Origin of the sequence: Mycobacterium sp., assembly GCF_035697385.1 — a bacterium.
In the GTDB taxonomy this organism is placed as follows: domain Bacteria; phylum Actinomycetota; class Actinomycetes; order Mycobacteriales; family Mycobacteriaceae; genus Mycobacterium.
In genome coordinates, this window is sequence record NZ_DASSCY010000085.1 from 1 (window position 1) to 16362 (window position 16362).

General features: G+C 65.6%; 13 protein-coding genes and 1 pseudogene. 9 read left to right on the forward strand and 5 right to left on the reverse strand.

Features of this window, described 5'->3' with window-relative positions; genetic code table 11:
• From VFH65_RS07575 to VFH65_RS07615, 9 genes and pseudogenes are all read left to right on the forward strand, one after another.
• Nucleotides 1-149: pseudogene (locus VFH65_RS07575) on the forward strand (phosphoribosylglycinamide formyltransferase); the annotation flags it as partial.
• A complete protein-coding gene (gene purH / locus VFH65_RS07580; RefSeq protein ID WP_353320536.1) occupies nucleotides 146-1714 on the forward strand; it encodes a bifunctional phosphoribosylaminoimidazolecarboxamide formyltransferase/IMP cyclohydrolase in 1569 nt (522 codons plus the stop codon). The pseudogene VFH65_RS07575 and the gene purH, both read left to right, overlap by 4 nt.
• An 83-nt stretch (nucleotides 1715-1797) precedes the next feature.
• Nucleotides 1798-2451 carry a hypothetical protein gene (locus VFH65_RS07585; RefSeq protein WP_353320537.1) on the forward strand — a complete coding sequence of 218 codons (654 nt, stop codon included), beginning with the start codon at nucleotides 1798-1800 and terminating at the stop codon, nucleotides 2449-2451.
• Between the two features lie 52 nt (nucleotides 2452-2503).
• The gene (locus tag VFH65_RS07590) at nucleotides 2504-3079 is read left to right on the forward strand and encodes a TetR/AcrR family transcriptional regulator (protein ID WP_353320538.1); all 576 of its coding nucleotides are present in this window, start codon (nucleotides 2504-2506) and stop codon (nucleotides 3077-3079) included.
• A 76-nt stretch (nucleotides 3080-3155) separates the two neighbouring features.
• Complete coding sequence (locus tag VFH65_RS07595) at nucleotides 3156-4394, forward strand: Cmx/CmrA family chloramphenicol efflux MFS transporter (protein ID WP_353320539.1); 1239 nt, start codon at nucleotides 3156-3158, stop codon at nucleotides 4392-4394.
• A complete protein-coding gene (locus VFH65_RS07600) occupies nucleotides 4391-5782 on the forward strand; it encodes a sigma 54-interacting transcriptional regulator (protein ID WP_353320540.1) in 1392 nt (463 codons plus the stop codon). The genes VFH65_RS07595 and VFH65_RS07600 overlap by 4 nt, the downstream gene beginning before the upstream one ends.
• Nucleotides 5775-7781, forward strand: coding sequence for a VWA domain-containing protein (locus VFH65_RS07605; RefSeq protein ID WP_353320541.1), 2007 nt, complete (start codon nucleotides 5775-5777; stop codon nucleotides 7779-7781). Before VFH65_RS07600 ends, VFH65_RS07605 begins: the two co-directional genes overlap by 8 nt.
• 340 nt (nucleotides 7782-8121) lie before the next feature.
• Nucleotides 8122-9627 (forward strand): hypothetical protein, encoded by a 1506-nt coding sequence (locus tag VFH65_RS07610; RefSeq protein ID WP_353320542.1) that lies wholly within the window; start codon nucleotides 8122-8124, stop codon nucleotides 9625-9627.
• A 730-nt stretch (nucleotides 9628-10357) separates the two neighbouring features.
• Nucleotides 10358-11626 carry a hypothetical protein gene (locus tag VFH65_RS07615; protein WP_353320543.1) on the forward strand — a complete coding sequence of 423 codons (1269 nt, stop codon included), beginning with the start codon at nucleotides 10358-10360 and terminating at the stop codon, nucleotides 11624-11626.
• 52 nt (nucleotides 11627-11678) lie between these two features.
• Here the strand turns inward: VFH65_RS07615 and VFH65_RS07620 are convergent, their stop codons facing one another.
• The 5 genes from VFH65_RS07620 to VFH65_RS07640 all read right to left on the reverse strand — a co-directional run.
• Complete coding sequence (locus tag VFH65_RS07620; protein WP_353320544.1) at nucleotides 11679-12260, reverse strand: DUF1707 SHOCT-like domain-containing protein; 582 nt, start codon at nucleotides 12258-12260, stop codon at nucleotides 11679-11681.
• 94 nt (nucleotides 12261-12354) lie between these two features.
• Nucleotides 12355-13116 carry an SDR family oxidoreductase gene (locus tag VFH65_RS07625; RefSeq protein ID WP_353320545.1) on the reverse strand — a complete coding sequence of 254 codons (762 nt, stop codon included), beginning with the start codon at nucleotides 13114-13116 and terminating at the stop codon, nucleotides 12355-12357.
• On the reverse strand, nucleotides 13116-13895 hold the full coding sequence (locus VFH65_RS07630) for an enoyl-CoA hydratase family protein (protein ID WP_353320546.1): 780 nt from the start codon (nucleotides 13893-13895) through the stop codon (nucleotides 13116-13118). Before VFH65_RS07630 ends, VFH65_RS07625 begins: the two co-directional genes overlap by 1 nt.
• Nucleotides 13895-15064: an acyl-CoA dehydrogenase family protein gene (locus VFH65_RS07635; RefSeq protein ID WP_353320547.1), complete on the reverse strand. Its 1170-nt coding sequence runs from the start codon at nucleotides 15062-15064 to the stop codon at nucleotides 13895-13897. Before VFH65_RS07635 ends, VFH65_RS07630 begins: the two co-directional genes overlap by 1 nt.
• Nucleotides 15061-16362, reverse strand: a 1302-nt coding sequence (locus VFH65_RS07640; protein ID WP_353320548.1) for a biotin/lipoyl-containing protein, incomplete at its 5' end; no start/stop codon positions are given. The genes VFH65_RS07640 and VFH65_RS07635, both read right to left, overlap by 4 nt.

Here is a 16362-nt window from a genome sequence, read left to right on the forward strand (position 1 = left end):
AGGAGCCCGTCGCGGTGCTCGACGGCGACGACGAGGCCACCTTGCACGAACGGATCAAGACAGTCGAACGACGGCTGCTGGTGGATGTGTTGGCCGCGTTGGCGACTCGCGGTGTGACCTGGAGCGGACGAAAGGCAACCATAGGATGACCGAGGACGGGCGTAGGCCGATCCGCCGCGCATTGATCAGTGTCTACGACAAGACGGGTCTTGACGAGCTGGCGCGCGGTCTACACGACGCGGGCGTGGACATCGTGTCGACCGGGTCCACGGCGAAAACCATTGCCGCCGCTGGTGTCCCGGTGACACCCGTCGAAGAGGTCACCGGCTTCCCCGAGGTGCTCGACGGCCGGGTCAAGACCCTGCATCCGCATGTGCACGCCGGCCTGCTCGCCGATCAGCGCAAGCCCGAACACGTTTCGGCCCTCGCCGAGCTGGGAATCGCCGCGTTCGACCTCGTCGTGGTCAACCTCTATCCGTTCACCGAGACCGTCAACTCCGGTGCCAGCGTTGACGAATGCGTCGAGCAGATCGACATTGGCGGGCCGTCGATGGTGCGCGCATCCGCCAAGAACCATCCCAGCGTCGCCGTGGTTGTCGACCCGCTCGGCTACGACGGCGTGCTGGCGGCGGTCCGAGCGGGCGGCTTCACCTTAGCGGAGCGAAAGATTCTGGCGTCGTTGGCATTTCGGCACACCGCTGAGTACGACGTTGCGGTGGCGTCGTGGATGGGATCGGTGCTTGCTCCTGAAGAACACGCGCAGAAGTTACCCGCCTGGGTAGGTGCGACGTGGCGGCGGACATCGGTGCTGCGGTACGGGGAGAACCCGCATCAGCAGGCCGCGCTGTATGCCAACGATGCCGCGTGGCCCGGCCTTGCGCAGGCCGAACAGCTGCACGGAAAAGAGATGTCCTACAACAACTACACCGACGCCGACGCGGCATGGCGGGCCGCGTTCGACCACGAAGAGATCTGCGTGGCGATCATCAAGCACGCCAACCCGTGCGGCATCGCGATCTCCTCGGTTTCTGTCGCCGACGCGCACCGCAAGGCCCACGAATGCGATCCGCTGTCCGCGTTCGGCGGGGTCATCGCCGCCAACACGACGGTCAGCGTCGAGATGGCCGAGACCGTCGCCGACATCTTCACCGAAGTGATCATCGCGCCCGCGTACGAGCCCGGCGCAGTGGAAGTCCTTGCGCGCAAAAAGAATATCCGCGTGCTGGTGGCCTCCGAGCCGCAGCAGGGCGGCAGCGAGTTCCGCCAAGTCAGTGGCGGTCTGCTGCTGCAGCAGCGCGACGAGTTGACCGCATCCGGTGACGACCCGAACAACTGGACGCTGGCAACCGGATCCCCGGCTGACCCGGCGACGCTCGCCGACCTCAAGTTCGCATGGCGCACCTGCCGCGCGGTGAAGTCCAACGCGATCGTCATCGCCGCCGACGGCGCCACCATCGGCGTCGGCATGGGTCAGGTCAACCGTGTCGACGCGGCCCGCCTGGCCGTGCAGCGCGGCGGAGACCGGGTGCGCGGTGCGGTCGCGGCCTCAGATGCGTTCTTCCCGTTCCCCGACGGGCTGGAAACCCTGACCGAGGGCGGCGTGAAGGCGATCGTGCATCCCGGCGGGTCGATGCGCGACGACCTGGTAACCGCAGCCGCCGAGGCAGCATCCATCACGCTCTACCTCACCGGCGCTCGCCACTTCGCGCACTGACGACCCTGCGCGCAAGGCGTCGACTTTCGGCGGTGTGTCGAGTGCAGACACGCACACTCGCGGGGACGACTATGTTTCACCCCATGGTGATTTCGCCGAAAAACGTCGCTGTGCTGCTGGCAGTGCTGACCGTTCTGACGACGTCGTGCACACGATACGTCGACGATGCCCGGGCAGTCGCCGGTGCCGATCGGTCACCTATCTCCGCAGGCGATGGGTCACAGTGCGAAACAGTGGATGCTCCCTTGACGACGATCCCGGCCAAAGGTGCGGACGACCCCGTGATGAAGATTCCGCAGCCGGAAGGTTGGGATCGCTCGACGATGCTGGACTCGGAACTGATCCGTTTCGCCATGGGCAATAAAAGACTGAGCAAGGACGGCTTCGCGCCAAACGTAGTGGTGACGTTGGAGAGCGCCCCCGGCGTCGAAGACCCGGACGTCGTCTTCGACACCATGCGCTCGGCGCTCGAATCCGATTTCGGCGCCACCGATCTGCGCGTTTCGGATCACACGCTGTGCGGTCTGCCCGCCCAGACCATGGAATATCAGACGCCGCCGCTTGGCGATATCGCTCCGCACCCGGGGACCGCAGTCGTGGCGGTTCTCCACGCCGACGGCACAACATTCGCGGCGAGCGTGACCGTCCAGACCTCCGACCCCAACGACCCGACGTATGAGCGCGACGCAGACATGATCCTGACGGGCTTCCAGATGCTGCCGCCGTCTGGGTCGTGACTGAGCCACGCAGTATTGGATCGCGCTGTACAAAACCTGGTACCGTGGCGACATGGCACGGCCACGCATGTTCGACGAAGAGCAGGCGCTTGAGGGCGCGATGCGACTGTTCTGGTCGTCCGGGTACGACGCGACATCGACCGAAGAACTATGTGAGGCAACGGGTCTGCGCCGCAGCAGCATCTACAACACGTTTCGCAGCAAGCACGAATTGTTCCTGCAGGCGCTGTCGCGCTACCTCGTATGGAAGACCGGTGCGTACCTGGAATTGCTGACTGGCGAATCGCCTGCCGCAGAGCGTGTGCACGAGATGTTGCGGTACGCCGCTGACCAGGCGGCGAAAAGTGGCAGAGACGGGTGTTTCGCGGTGAACACGATCACCGAACGCAGTAGCCGCGATCCCGAGGTCGACGCGCTGCTGCGCGCGGACACCTCGCGGCGCATCGCCGCCATCCGTGATGTCCTCGCGGCGGGTCAGCGCGTGGGTGAAGTGGACCGCGCGAAAGACCCCGACGCGCTCGCGAATTTCATCGACGCGACGCTGGCCGGCATCCATGTCGCCGCGCGGGGCGGGAAAAGTCGTCGGACGCTGCGGGCGATCGCCGATACCGCCGTTCTGGCGTTGTAGCTGATCACACCAGGGCCGCCGTGCGCCGCGGCTGCCCACGTTTTGTACAGGACGATCTAAAATGGGAAGGAATCCGATGCGTGAATCGAAAATCCCGTTGTCCATATACGCGCTGGCATTTGCCATCTGCGCGCAGGGCACATCAGAGCTGATGCTCTCGGGGCTCTTGCCGGCGATCGCGTCAGACCTCGATGTTTCGTTGTCCAGCGCGGGCTTGCTGGCTTCGGGTTTCGCCGTCGGGATGGCCGTCGGCGCGCCGATGCTCACCGTCGCCACGCTGGGATGGCCACGCCGCCACGCCATGCTCGCTTTTCTCGCTGCCTTCGTCGCCACCCACGTCGTCGGGGCGATGGCGCCGAGCTACGAAGTTCTGATGGTGTCGCGAGTCCTTGGTGCCATCGTGTACGCAGGCTTTTGGGTGGTGGCCATCGTCAGTGCGGTCTCGTTGGTACCGCCGCAACTGAAGGGCCGAGCGCTCGCGATCGTTGCCGGTGGCTTGACCATCGCGACCATTGTCGGCGTTCCGGCAGGCACCGTCCTTGGGCAGCAGTTCGGCTGGCGGGCGACGGTCTGGGCCGTTGCGGTCCTGACCGCGGTCTCTGCGATCGGAATTCTTGCCACCGCGCCGCGCGATCATCGCGGGAGCGCGCCACGCCCACAACTGCGCAGAGAACTTGAGGCCCTTGGCAATCCGCGGCTGTGGCTGGCATATGTAGCGACCGCCATGTCGTCGGGTCAAGCCTTCGCGACATTCACATTCGTCGGTGCGCTGCTGATCGAGGTGTCATCGGTGCCCGAGAGCTGGGTGCCTGCGGCGTTGGTGGTGTCGGGCGTCGGCTCGCTACTGGGCCTCGTAGTCGGCGGCCGCACCTCCGACAGGTGGCCGTTCGCGACCCTGGCGATCGGTTTCGGCGGAGCGGCCATCACGGCGCTGCTGCTCTTCACCACCGCGGCCATGCCGATCCCGGCCATCCTGCTCTCGGCGGTCTTGCAGTTCTTCGCGTTCGCGACGAATCCTGCGGTAAACGTGCGGGTGTTCACCCTGGCTGCGAACGCACCCAATCTCGCGGGTGCGGGCAATATCACGGGATTCAACATCGGGATCATCGTCGGGCCGGCGTTGAGCGCAGCCTTGATCGACAACGGATTCGGCCTCGCGGCGGTGGCCTGGGCTTCAGCCGGAATGGCTGTCGTCGGACTGGCCGCGACCGGGTGGTCGTACGCGCTGCGACACAAGGATCCTCACGGCCGTGAGACAGGCGACGAGGCGGAAGCACTGCCGCTGCTTGCGAGCAGTCGTAGCGTGGAGTGGTGACTCAACCCCAAGATCTGCCCCGGACCGTCGGCGAACTGAAGGCCTCCGGTCATCGCGAGCGGGGCGTCAAAGCCGAAATCCGGGAGAACCTGCTGGCAGCGCTGGGCTCAGGCGCCGCAGGAGAAGAAGTGTGGCCCGGCATCCTCGGCTTCGAAGACACCGTGATCCCGCAGCTCGAGCGTGCCCTGATCGCGGGACACGACCTGGTGTTGCTCGGTGAACGTGGACAGGGCAAGACGCGGCTGCTGCGGGCATTGACCGGTCTGCTCGACGAATGGACTCCGGTCATCGCCGGGGCCGAGCTCAACGAGCACCCGTACTCACCCATCACGCCCGAGTCCATTCGGCGCGCGGCCGATTCAGGTGACGACCTTCCTGTGGCGTGGATTCACCGCAGCGAGCGCTACACAGAGAAGCTGGCCACCCCGGACACCAGCGTGGCCGACCTCGTCGGCGACATCGACCCGATCAAGGTGGCCGAGGGCCGCAGCCTCGGCGATCCCGAAACCATCGCCTACGGCCTCATTCCGCGGGCGCATCGCGGCATCGTCGCGGTCAACGAGCTGCCCGACCTTGCCGAACGCATCCAGGTGTCGATGCTGAACGTGATGGAGGAGCGCGACATCCAGGTGCGCGGCTACACGCTGCGGCTCCCGCTGGACGTGCTCGTCGTCGCCAGCGCCAATCCCGAGGACTACACCAACCGCGGTCGCATCATCACGCCGCTGAAAGACCGGTTCGGCGCCGAGATCCGGACCCACTATCCGCTCGAGCTCGAGGCCGAGGTGGGCGTCGTCAAACAGGAGGCGCACCTCGCCGCCGAGGTGCCCGAATACCTGCTGCACCTGCTCGCCCGGTTCGCTCGTTATCTGCGCGAGTCTCGGTCGATCGACCAGCGCTCCGGCGTATCGGCGCGGTTCGCTATCGCAGCCGCCGAGACCGTCGCCGCGGCCGCCCGCCATCGTTCCGCGGTATTGGGCGAGCAGGACCCGGTGGCGCGGGTGGTCGACCTGTCCACTGTGATCGACGTGCTGCGCGGAAAGCTGGAGTTCGAATCCGGTGAGGAGGGCCGCGAGCAGGCGGTCCTCGAGCACCTGCTGCGACGCGCCACCGCCGACACCGCACAGCGGCTGCTGGGTGGCATCGATGTCGGGCCTCTGGTGGTGGCGATCGAGAACGGCACGGCGATCACCACCGGCGAACGCGTTTCAGCGAGGGATGTGCTGGCCGCGGTGCCCGAAGTGCCTGCCATCGCCGATGTTCAGAAGCGGCTGGGCGCAGTGTCCGACGGCCAGCGGGCGGCCGCGGTGGAACTGGCCCTCGAGGCGTTGTATCTCGCGAAGCGGATCGACAAGGTGAGCGAAGAAGGCGAAACGGTCTATGGCTAAACACCGATCGGCCCGGGCGCACGGGCGGTCGTCGCGTTACTCCGCCTACACCGGAGGGCCGGATCCGCTGGCGCCCCCGGTCGACCTGCGCGACGCGTTGGAGCAGATCGGTCAGGACGTGATGGAGGGCAGCTCGCCGCGGCGCGCCTTGTCCGAGCTGTTGCGGCGCGGCACCGAAAACATGCGTGGCGCCGACAAGCTCGCGGCCGAAGCCAACCGCCGGCGCCGAGAATTGCTGCAGCGCAACAATCTCGACGGCACACTGGCCGAGATCAAGAAGCTGCTCGACGAGGCCGTGCTGGCCGAGCGCAAGGAGCTGGCCCGCGCGCTCGACGATGATGCCAGGTTCAACGAGCTCCGGATCGAGTCGTTGCCCCCGTCGCCTGCCAAGGCCGTGCAGGAGCTGTCCGACTACGACTGGCGCAGCGCCGAGGCGCGCGAAAAGTACGAGCAGATCAAGGATCTGCTAGGCCGCGAAATGCTCGATCAGCGGTTCGCCGGGATGAAGCAGGCGCTGGAGAACGCCACCGACGAGGACCGCCAGCGCGTCAACGAGATGCTCGATGACCTGAATGACTTGCTGGACAAGCATTCTCGCGGCGATGACACCGCGAAGGACTTTGACGACTTCATGAACAAGCACGGCGAGTTCTTCCCGGAGAACCCGCGCAATGTCGAGGAGCTGCTGGACTCGTTGGCCAAGCGCGCCGCCGCCGCTCAGCGGTTCCGCAACAGCCTCTCGCCCGACCAGCGTGCCGAGCTGGATGCGTTGGCGCAGCAGGCATTCGGCTCGCCAGCGTTGATGAACGCGCTTGATCGGCTCGACTCGCATCTGCAAGCGGCCCGTCCGGGGGAGGATTGGAACGGCTCGTCGCGGTTCTCCGGTGACAACCCGATGGGCATGGGCGAGGGCACGCAGGCCCTTGCCGACATCGCCGAGCTCGAGCAGCTCGCCGAGGCGCTTTCGCAAAGCTACGCCGGGGCGACGATGGAAGACGTCGACCTGGACATGCTGGCCCGTCAGCTCGGCGACGAAGCCGCTATCGACGCTCGCACGCTTGCCGAACTCGAGCGGGCGCTGATGGATCAGGGATTTCTGGACCGCGGCTCGGACGGGCAGTGGCGGCTATCGCCCAAGGCGATGCGCCAGCTGGGTCAGACAGCGTTGCGGGATGTGGCGCAACAGCTTTCGGGCCGGCACGGGGAGCGTGACACCCGTCGCGCTGGTGCGGCCGGCGAGCTGACCGGCGCGACGCGGCCGTGGCAGTTCGGCGACACCGAGCCGTGGAATGTCACGCGCACGCTGACCAACGCGGTGCTGCGTACCGCGGGGACGGACACTTCGGCCGAAGGCCGTTCCTCACAGATTCGAGTCACTGTCGAGGACGTCGAGATCTCGGAGACCGAGACCCGCACGCAGGCCGCGGTAGCCCTGCTGGTCGATACCTCGTTTTCGATGGTGATGGAGAACCGGTGGCTGCCGATGAAGCGCACGGCGCTGGCGCTGAACCACCTTGTCAGCACGCGGTTCCGTTCGGATGCGTTGCAGATCATCGCGTTTGGCCGCTATGCCAGGACTGTTTCGGCGGCCGAACTCACCGGGCTGGAAGGCGTCTACGAACAGGGCACCAACCTGCACCACGCGCTCGCCCTGGCCGGACGGCACCTGCGTCGCCACCCCAATGCCCAGCCGGTGGTGCTGGTTGTCACCGACGGCGAACCCACTGCACATCTCGAGGGCATGGACGGCGACGGGTCTGCGGTGTTTTTCGATTACCCGCCACACCCGCGCACGATCGCGCACACGGTGAAGGGTTTCGACGACATCGCCCGACTGGGGGCCCAGGTGACGATCTTCCGGCTCGGTACTGACCCCGGTTTGGCGCGGTTCATCGACCAAGTTGCCCGCCGAGTCGAGGGCCGCGTCGTCGTGCCCGATCTGGACGGGTTGGGTGCCGCAGTGGTCGGCGACTATCTGCGCTCGCGGCGACGTCGCTAGATACGCCGGGCAGCAAACGTCGCGCACGAATGGAGCCACCGCATTCGCAAACTGTCCAGAACACGAAGAAGTATTTAGCACCTGCGTAAGGCGCAGTTCAGCGCCGCCCTAGGAAAGTCCAGATATTGGCACGGTTGACGTCCCAGCCACTGCCGATCAGCGCCCACGCCAGTTTCTGTGTGACGGATGTGACTCCTGGGGTTAGCTAACGCTGGCGAGGAATTCGGTTTGCTGTTCGGCAAACCCGCGAAGAATGTTTGCGTGTTATTCTCAGCTGATCCTCAGTTAAGGCGTAAGTTCTTCTTACCGACTTCAACTAGCGCAAGAAGGGGCACCCCAGATGGATGTTCGTCCCTACGTCACCGCAGGCGTAGCAATCGCGAGCGCAGGCGCTCTCATAGCTGCCATGCCGGCGGTTATTTCGCCACTCGTCACCAACGATGTGAAGATCGCCGCAGCGGACCCGAAAACTTCGTCTCGCGACGTCGCGCTGGCCGCCACGCTCGAGGAATTCATCGACGCGTTCTTTGAAGGCGGATTCACCGATGTGACGCAACTCTGGCTGACCAGTAACAACGCGGACCCGGCCCAGCGGGAATTCATCGACGCGTTCTTCGATGGTTTCAGTGCCGATGGTTATGACTACCCTGCTGGGTTCTCCGAGGTGGTGCGCCGATGGCTCCTGTGGAACACCGCCGACCCGAACCAAGAGGCCTTTATCAAGCAACTCTTTGGTGGCGGGTTCACCGAGGTGGCGTTCCAATTCCTTATGGGCCAAACCGTGGACCCGAATCAAGAGGCTTTGCTCACGTGGTTCTTCACCGGAGGAGCTAGCGAGGTTGCGCAGCAATGGATGCTGCTGAACAACGCCGACCCAAACCAAGACACTTTGATCAACGAGTTCTTCGACGGTTCCAGCGACGCTAATTACGACTACCCGGCTGGGTTCTCCGCATTGGCGCGCCGATGGATGCTCTGGAACACCGCCGACCCGGCCACTGTGGCGGGGATCAACGCGGTGTTCGGCGGCGGGTTCTCGGAATTGGCGAGGCTGAATCTGATTTCCCGAACCGCCGACCCGGTTCAGCAGGAGCTAATCAACGGGTTCTTCTCCGGCGGGGCTTCGGAGGTGGCACGGCAGTTCCTTGTCGCGGCCACGCCCGGACCGTCGGTCAACGAAGACATGATCAACGTCTTCTTCCGCGGCTATCCGGCAGCCGTCGAGGCGGTCGAGGACGACCCGAACACCCCTGAGGATGAGACCGTTGAGGCAGTTGAAGCCGGCCCTGCCGGGTTCGTGGGACTGGCTCACTTCATCATCGACGGGCTGATGGGCACTCCCTCGCCGGGGCCGTTCCTGGCTCCGGAGGCCGAGCCCGAGGCAGACCTGATGCTCGCCGCGGCGGCCGAACCCGAGGCCGACTTGCCGGAGGCGAATGAGCCGATCACCCCAACGGCCCGCGCCGTTGTGGTGGATACGGCACCGGCAGTCGTCGACGACTCTGCTCCGGCAGTAGAGCCCGTCTCGGCTCCCGCACCGGCGCCCGCGCCCGCACCGGCACCTGTGCCGGCGCCCGCTCCGGCGCAGCCCGCGACTGAACCCGCGTCCAACACCGACGAGGAGGGAGCAGGGGGAGCCGAGGACGTCACCGAAGAGATCAAGGGTGGCAACAAGGTCGAGGTCGACCCGATCCTGCTTGAGAACGGGACCGGCGGCGGCACCGCCTGGGATCAGACCGTCAAGCGTTGGAACGACTGGGGCGCCAGTTTGGGCTTGGGCGGTCCTGCTGCGCCGAGCACGCCCGACGACGCCGGCACCGATGGCGGGACCGAAGGCGCCAGCTGAAATCCGTTGTGACGCATCGGCCCTCTCCGAAATGGAGGGGGCCGATGTTGTTGGGCGGCCCCACACGAGACGCCGCGGATCTGCACGCAGGGCGCCTCTCATCGGCGACGCTCTGGTCGGACGTACCAGCCATCCCGACAACCGTCAGATCCACCGTCACCTCTGGGGAAGGTAATCACCCGCTCGACCGGTGAAGCCGCTGCGCAGCTCGAGGACGTAGCCCGGGTGGGCGCAAGGTGACCACCTTCGGCCCGGCAGCGAACCCTGTTTCGGCGCGGTATCAATTGGGCGGCGTGCCGCTCGAGGACGGGTGACGGTGCCCGATCTTGACTGGCTGGGGATCGTCGCGGTCGACAATTCGGGGCATCGGTGACAAGCCACGCTGCCCGAGTTCCTACAGAGTTAGCAAACGCCCATACGAAAGACCGGGTACGACACGCGCGACCGGGCGAGGGCCTGTGGATATTTTGACGCCAAGGTAAGTCCTGGTAGAGACGCGCACAAGGCAGATGGCAAAACCAAGGTCAGTGCGTCGGCGAGCTTTGGCGGCAGCGTGACTCAGAAGATCCTGCAGTGCGGCACGTGTTGACAGCAACTGCTCGCGGCATAGCACTCGTTGTTGAGTTGGCAAACATTCGCAAAAGTTTTCAAGATCTTTCTCAGGTTCTTCTCAGCGAAAGCGTACGTTGCGTATATACCCACCTCCACGCATCTCAAAGGGGGATTCCAAATGGAAGTTCGGCCATACGTCAAAGCAGGTGTAGCAATCGCCAGTGCCGGTGCACTCATTGCCGCCATGCCGGCGATCACGCCCCCTGCGGCAGCTCCAGACGTGACGGTCGCGGCGGCAGTCCCAGACAGCGTGTACGCGGATATCGCATTGCGGCAGAGCACACAGGATCTCTTCAACGCCTTCTTCAGCGGCTACCCGGACACAACCGGACCCGCCGGCGCGGTTGGCCTGGCTCTGCTGTTCTCCGACGAACTGTTCGGCGAAGGATCGCCACCGTCCGCGTTTGTCGAGGGGGGGATCGTCGGGCTGGCAGCGGAGCTTTCAGCCGGTAACCCGTTGCTTGAAGCATTCTTCGCCGGCGGCCCCAACGACACTCCCGGCGGGATCGTCGGGGTACTCGACTTGTTGACCCAGGGCGACCCACTCGCCAACGCGTTCGTAACCGGCGGGATCGTCGGAGTGGCCGATTTCTTGACAGAGGGCAACGAGCTCCTCAACACGTTCGTCAACGAAGGCTTTGTGGGGGCGACCGAGCTGGTACTTGTGAACGCCACCGCAGGCAATCCCTTAGTCTCCCAGGGGATTCAGTCGTTCTTCTCCGGGTATCCGTTTGAAGACCCCGTGGATCCAAACAACCCGGACGACGACCTGCCGGCCGGCCCGGCCGGAATCGTGGGGCTGACCCATTACATCCTCGACCGGCTCGCCGGCAACCCGACGACGCCACTGCCCTTTGTGCCAGGCACCTCGGGGACCGATGCCCTCAGCGTCGAGCAGTTCAGCGTGCAGGACTTCCGCGCCGCAGCGCGAACAGGCCTTCCGGAAGCGAACGAGCCGCTCGAACCGAGTGACAATGCGATCACCCTCCGAACCACTCTGAAGGACGACCCAGTGGACCCGGTCGATCCGCCCGACACCGACTCGGGCTTGTCGGTGACGCCTCTAGCGGCGTTCACCGATTCGGCGCCGGCCGCTCAACCTCCGGTGGCCCCCAGTCCGCCGCCGACGACCGATCCGGTCGTCGACCCCGCGGATCCGGTGTCCAACGAGGACGACGGCGACGCCAACGAAGTGACCGAGGAGGAGCTGAATTCAGGCAACAAGGTCGAGCCCGATCCGATCCTGTTCGAGAACGGCACCGGTGGCGGTGGTTCAGCCTGGGACGAGACGGTCAAGCGCTGGCAGGACTTCGGTGCCAAGTTGGGCTTCGGTGGCGGTGCGGCCAACGCTGATGGCGAAACCGAGGGAAGCGAGGCCGGCAGCTAGAACCTTTGTGACGCATCGGCCCTTTCCATTTGGAGGGGGCCGATGTTTTTGGCTAAGGGGCTTTGCGCTTCTTGCGCTTGACGCCGACACTGCCCCACAGCGCGAAGCCGCGGATTCGCACGCACGGCGCGCCCGGTGACCCATCGCCGCTGACGCTGTGATCGAACGTGCCCATCACCCCGACGCCCCGCAGGTCCACGTTCACCTCTGGAGGCACCAGGATTGTTTGCCCGCCCATGATGGAGTAGCTGTGGATTTCTACCTCGGGTGAGGTGAAGTCGGCGTACCGCAAATCCACCACGCCGCCGCCGAACAGGGCGAAGGTGGTCAACCGCTTCGGCACATTCCACCGGCCGCGTCGCTCGAACCCGCTCATGATCGCGAGCAGCAGCGTCGAAGGAGCAGGCCGGCAAGGACCACCAGCGCGGCCTCGGGTCACGGCGCCGGGAAGATCGGCGGATATCCGATCGAGTTCGTCGTACGTCTGAGCGGCATACGCCCTGGTCAAACGGTCCTCGTACTCGCTCATCTGCAGCCGGCCCTGGGCGGCGGCATCGGTGAGCAACTGCGCCACCTGTATCCGGTCGGTGTCTGCAGCACGCATCGAACCGTTCTGCGACGCTGGAGTGGTCATCAATGTCGAGCCTACGACGAACCCTGGCACATGCAAGGCCGATGACTAAACTGTGCTCTCACCAGCCACGGCGAAGCAGATAGACAAGCGAACTTTATTTGGTTCCGGCGAGGTATTCGTCGAATCCGACGGTCCCCACCGCGTTGTCCGGCGCCAAGTTTGCCCCGGAGCGGTAACCCGCGACGATCCGTCCCGGCACCGGCACCTCAATCACCCTTCGCCGGCTCCCGCGCGTCGCGAGGAACATCCGCGCCAGATCCGCGTGCGTGTGCACCGTGGGGCCACCGATGTCGGCGACGCGTCCTGCCGGTTCGCCGTCGGCGAGCGCCACGAGCCGTTCCGCGACGTCGCGGGTGTCGATAGGCTGGAACCGCACCCCACGCAGCGTCCACAGCACCGGCGAGAACCGCTGGATCGAGAAACTTGTCTTGATCAGGTCGTGGAATTGGGTGGCGCGCAACACCGTGTGGCCGACGCCCGAAGCTTCCAGCGCGCGTTCGACCCGCAGCTTGGTCTGGTAGTAGGGCAACGGGATGCGGTCGATGCCGACGATCGACACGTGCACGATGTGGCCGACACCGGCCCGCTGCGCCGCCGCGACGAGGTTCTCGATGGCGGTGACGTCCTTGCCGCCCGTTGGTTGGGTGGCGCAATGCACGATCACCTCGATGCCGTCCACGGCGGCATCCACGCCCGCGCCGGTCAGCAGATCACACTGTGCCCAGTGCACACCCGTATAGCCGACGTGAGACTTGCGGCTCGTCGCGCGCACGTGATGACCGGCCTCCGTCGCCGTGCCTACCACCTGCTTGCCGAGGGTTCCGGTGGCGCCGGTGACGAGGATCTCGCGCGCCATCAGCTGACCCACCGTGGCGGCCGCTTCTGCAGGAACGCCATCATGCCTTCCCGCGCCTCCTCGGAGACGAACAGCTCGGCTGATTGCTTGGTGAGCTCGTCGGCCTGCTGATCGAATGCGTCCAGGATCGACGCGGTGGTCAACGCTTTCGACGCCGCCAGGCCTTGAGGCGACGCCTTGCCGATCACGGCGGTCAGCGCGGCGACAGTTGCCTCGACGTCGTCGGCGGCGATGGTGATGAGCCCGATATCGGCGGCCTCGGAAGCGCCGAACCTCTCGCCGGTCAAAAAGTAGCGGCCGGCGGCGCGGGCGGACATCTTCGGTAGCAGCGTCAGCGAAATGATCGACGGCGCAACGCCGATGCGTGCCTCTGTCAACGCGAACGTGCTGGCCTGTCCGGCCACCACGATGTCGCACGCGCCGATCAGCCCCAGTCCACCGGCGCGCACGTGGCCGTCGACGGCGGCGATCACCGGCATCGGCAGTTCGACGATTCGGCGCAGAAGGTGGGTCAGCTCACGGGCGCGGTCGACGGCCACGTCGCCCGGGTCAGCGGCCCGCGCATTAGCAGAAGCTTGAGCCAAATCCGCTCCTGCGCAAAAGGTCCCCCCGGTGTGACCAAGGACGACGGTCCGTACGCCGGATTCCTCCGTGGCATCCGTGAGGCCCTGGTGCAGCTGGTTGACCAACGCGGTGGACAGCGCGTTGCGGTTATCCGGCGAGTCCAGCGTGATGCGCGCGACGCTGCCCGCGACGGAGTAGTGGACCAGGGAGCTCATCAGTACGAGCGTGGCAGACCCAGCGAGGTCTGCGCCACGAAATTGAGAACCATCTCGCGGCTGACCGGAGCGATGCGCGCCAGTTTCGACGCAGTCACCGCGGCCGCGATGCCGTATTCCTTCGTCAGCCCGTTTCCGCCTAAGGATTGGACGGCCTGGTCGACCGCGCGCACCGACGCCTCGCCAGCGGCGTACTTGGCCATGTTGGCCGCTTCGGCAGCTCCGGCGTCGTCGCCGCTGTCATAAAGCGTCGCCGCCTTCTGCATCATCAGCTTGGCCAGCTCGACCTCGATGTGGTTTTGCGCCAACGGGTGCGACAGGCCCTGATGCGCGCCGATCGGCGTCTTCCACACCTGGCGGGTCTTGACGTAGTCGACGGCCTTGTTGATCGCGAACCGGCCCATGCCCACCGCGCTGGCCGCACCCATGATCCGTTCCGGGTTCAGGCCCGCGAACAGCTGGGCGATGGCGGCGTCCTCCGAGCCGACGAGCGCATCCGACGGCAGCCGGACGTCGTCGATGAACAACTGGAACTGGCTTTCGGGACTGACCAGCTCCATGTCGATCTTCGTCCAGGTGAAGCCGGGCGTGTCGGTGGGCACGATGAACAACGCGGGGCGGAGCGATTCGGATTTCGCTCCTGTGCTCGATTGGGCGCGGCCTACCACCAGCACGGCTTGCGCCTGGTCGACGCCGGAGATGAAGACCTTCTGGCCCTTGAGGATCCAGTCGCTGCCGTCGCGGCGCGCAGTGGTGGTGATGCGGTGGCTGTTGGACCCCGCGTCTGGCTCGGTGATCGCGAACGCCATGGTGATCGAGCCGTCGGCGATGCCAGGCAGCCAGCGCTTCTTCTGCTCGTCGGTGCCGAACTTGCTGATGATCGTGCCGTTGATCGCGGGGGAGACGACCATCATCAGCAGGGCCGACCCGGCGGCGGACATCTCCTCCATCACCAGCGACAGCTCATACATGCCTGCGCCGCCGCCGCCGTACTCCTCGGGCAGGTTGACCCCGATGAAGCCGAGTTTGCCTGCCTCGTTCCACAATTCGTCGGTGTGCTGGCCGGCGCGGGCCTTCTCCAGGTAGTAGTCCTGGCCGTAGTTGGCGGCCATCCCAGCGACGGCCTTGCGCAGCGCCTGCTGCTCTTCGGTTTCGACGAAGCCACTCATGATGTTTGTTCTCCTCCGGGATTGTCGACACGGGCTAGTACGGCGCCGACATCGACCTGCAGGCCGGGTTCGACGTTGAGTTCGACGAGCACACCGTCGGCCGGTGCGGTCACCGTGTGCTCCATCTTCATGGCTTCCAGCCAGATCAGCGGCTGCCCGGCGGTGACGGTGTCGCCAACCGCCGCGCCGACGCGCAGCACAGAACCCGGCATGGGCGCCAGCAGCGAACCATGCGCGACTGCCGCATCGGGATCTCCGAAGCGCGGCATCCTCGTCAACTGCGTTGGGCCCAGCGGTGAGTCGACGAACACGGCATCTCCGTAGCAGGCCACGTCGAACGAGTGGTCCACACCGTCGACAGTCAGCACCACGCGGTCGGGTTCGGCGGACAACAGCGTGACACCCTCATGGCCGGGCAATTCGACCCCGGCGCGAGTGAACCGATATTGCACGTCGTGGGTCTCGCCGGCGACGTCAGTGTAGGACTTGGTCTGGTATCCCGATGCCAGGTTTCGCCAGCCACTCGGCGCGGCGGTAAAAACCGTTGCGGCCCTGCGGTTCTGCGCCGCCTCTGCGAGGGCGGCGGCCACGGCCGACAATGCGACCGCGCGATCGTCGCTCAGCGGTGTGGCCAGCTCGGCAAGCCCGTGGGTGTCGAAGAACGCCGTATCGGTGGCGCCGTCGAGGAAGGCCGGGTGTCGCAGCACGTTGACCAGTAGGTCGCGGTTGGTGCGCACGCCGTGTATGCGGGTGCGGGCCAGGGCGTCCGCGAGCACGCCTGCGGCCCGTCGGCGGGTCGGCGCATACGAGATGACCTTGGCCAGCATCGGGTCGTAGTAGATCGATACCACCGAGCCGTCGACGATGCCGCTGTCCACACGGACGTCGCCTGGCACGTCGAACTTGTGCACGGTGCCTGCCTGCGGCTGCCAGCGCTTGGCGGGGTCCTCGGCGTACAGCCTGGCCTCGATGGAAAAGCCCTGCGACGGTGGAGGTTCGGCGTCGAGTCGCCCGCCGTCGGCGACATGCAGTTGCAGCTCAACGAGATCGAGACCGGTGGTGGCCTCGGTAACGGGATGCTCGACCTGCAGCCGGGTGTTCATCTCGAGGAAGAAGAAGTCGCCCTTTTCGTCGGCCATGAACTCGACGGTGCCCGCGCCGGTGTAGCCGATCGCAGTCGCGGCCAGCCGTGCGGCGTCGAACAGCTTGGCGCGCATGCCCTCGGTACGTTCGACGAGAGGTGACGGCGCCTCTTCGATGATCTTTTGGTGACGTCGTTGGATGGAGCATTCCCGCTC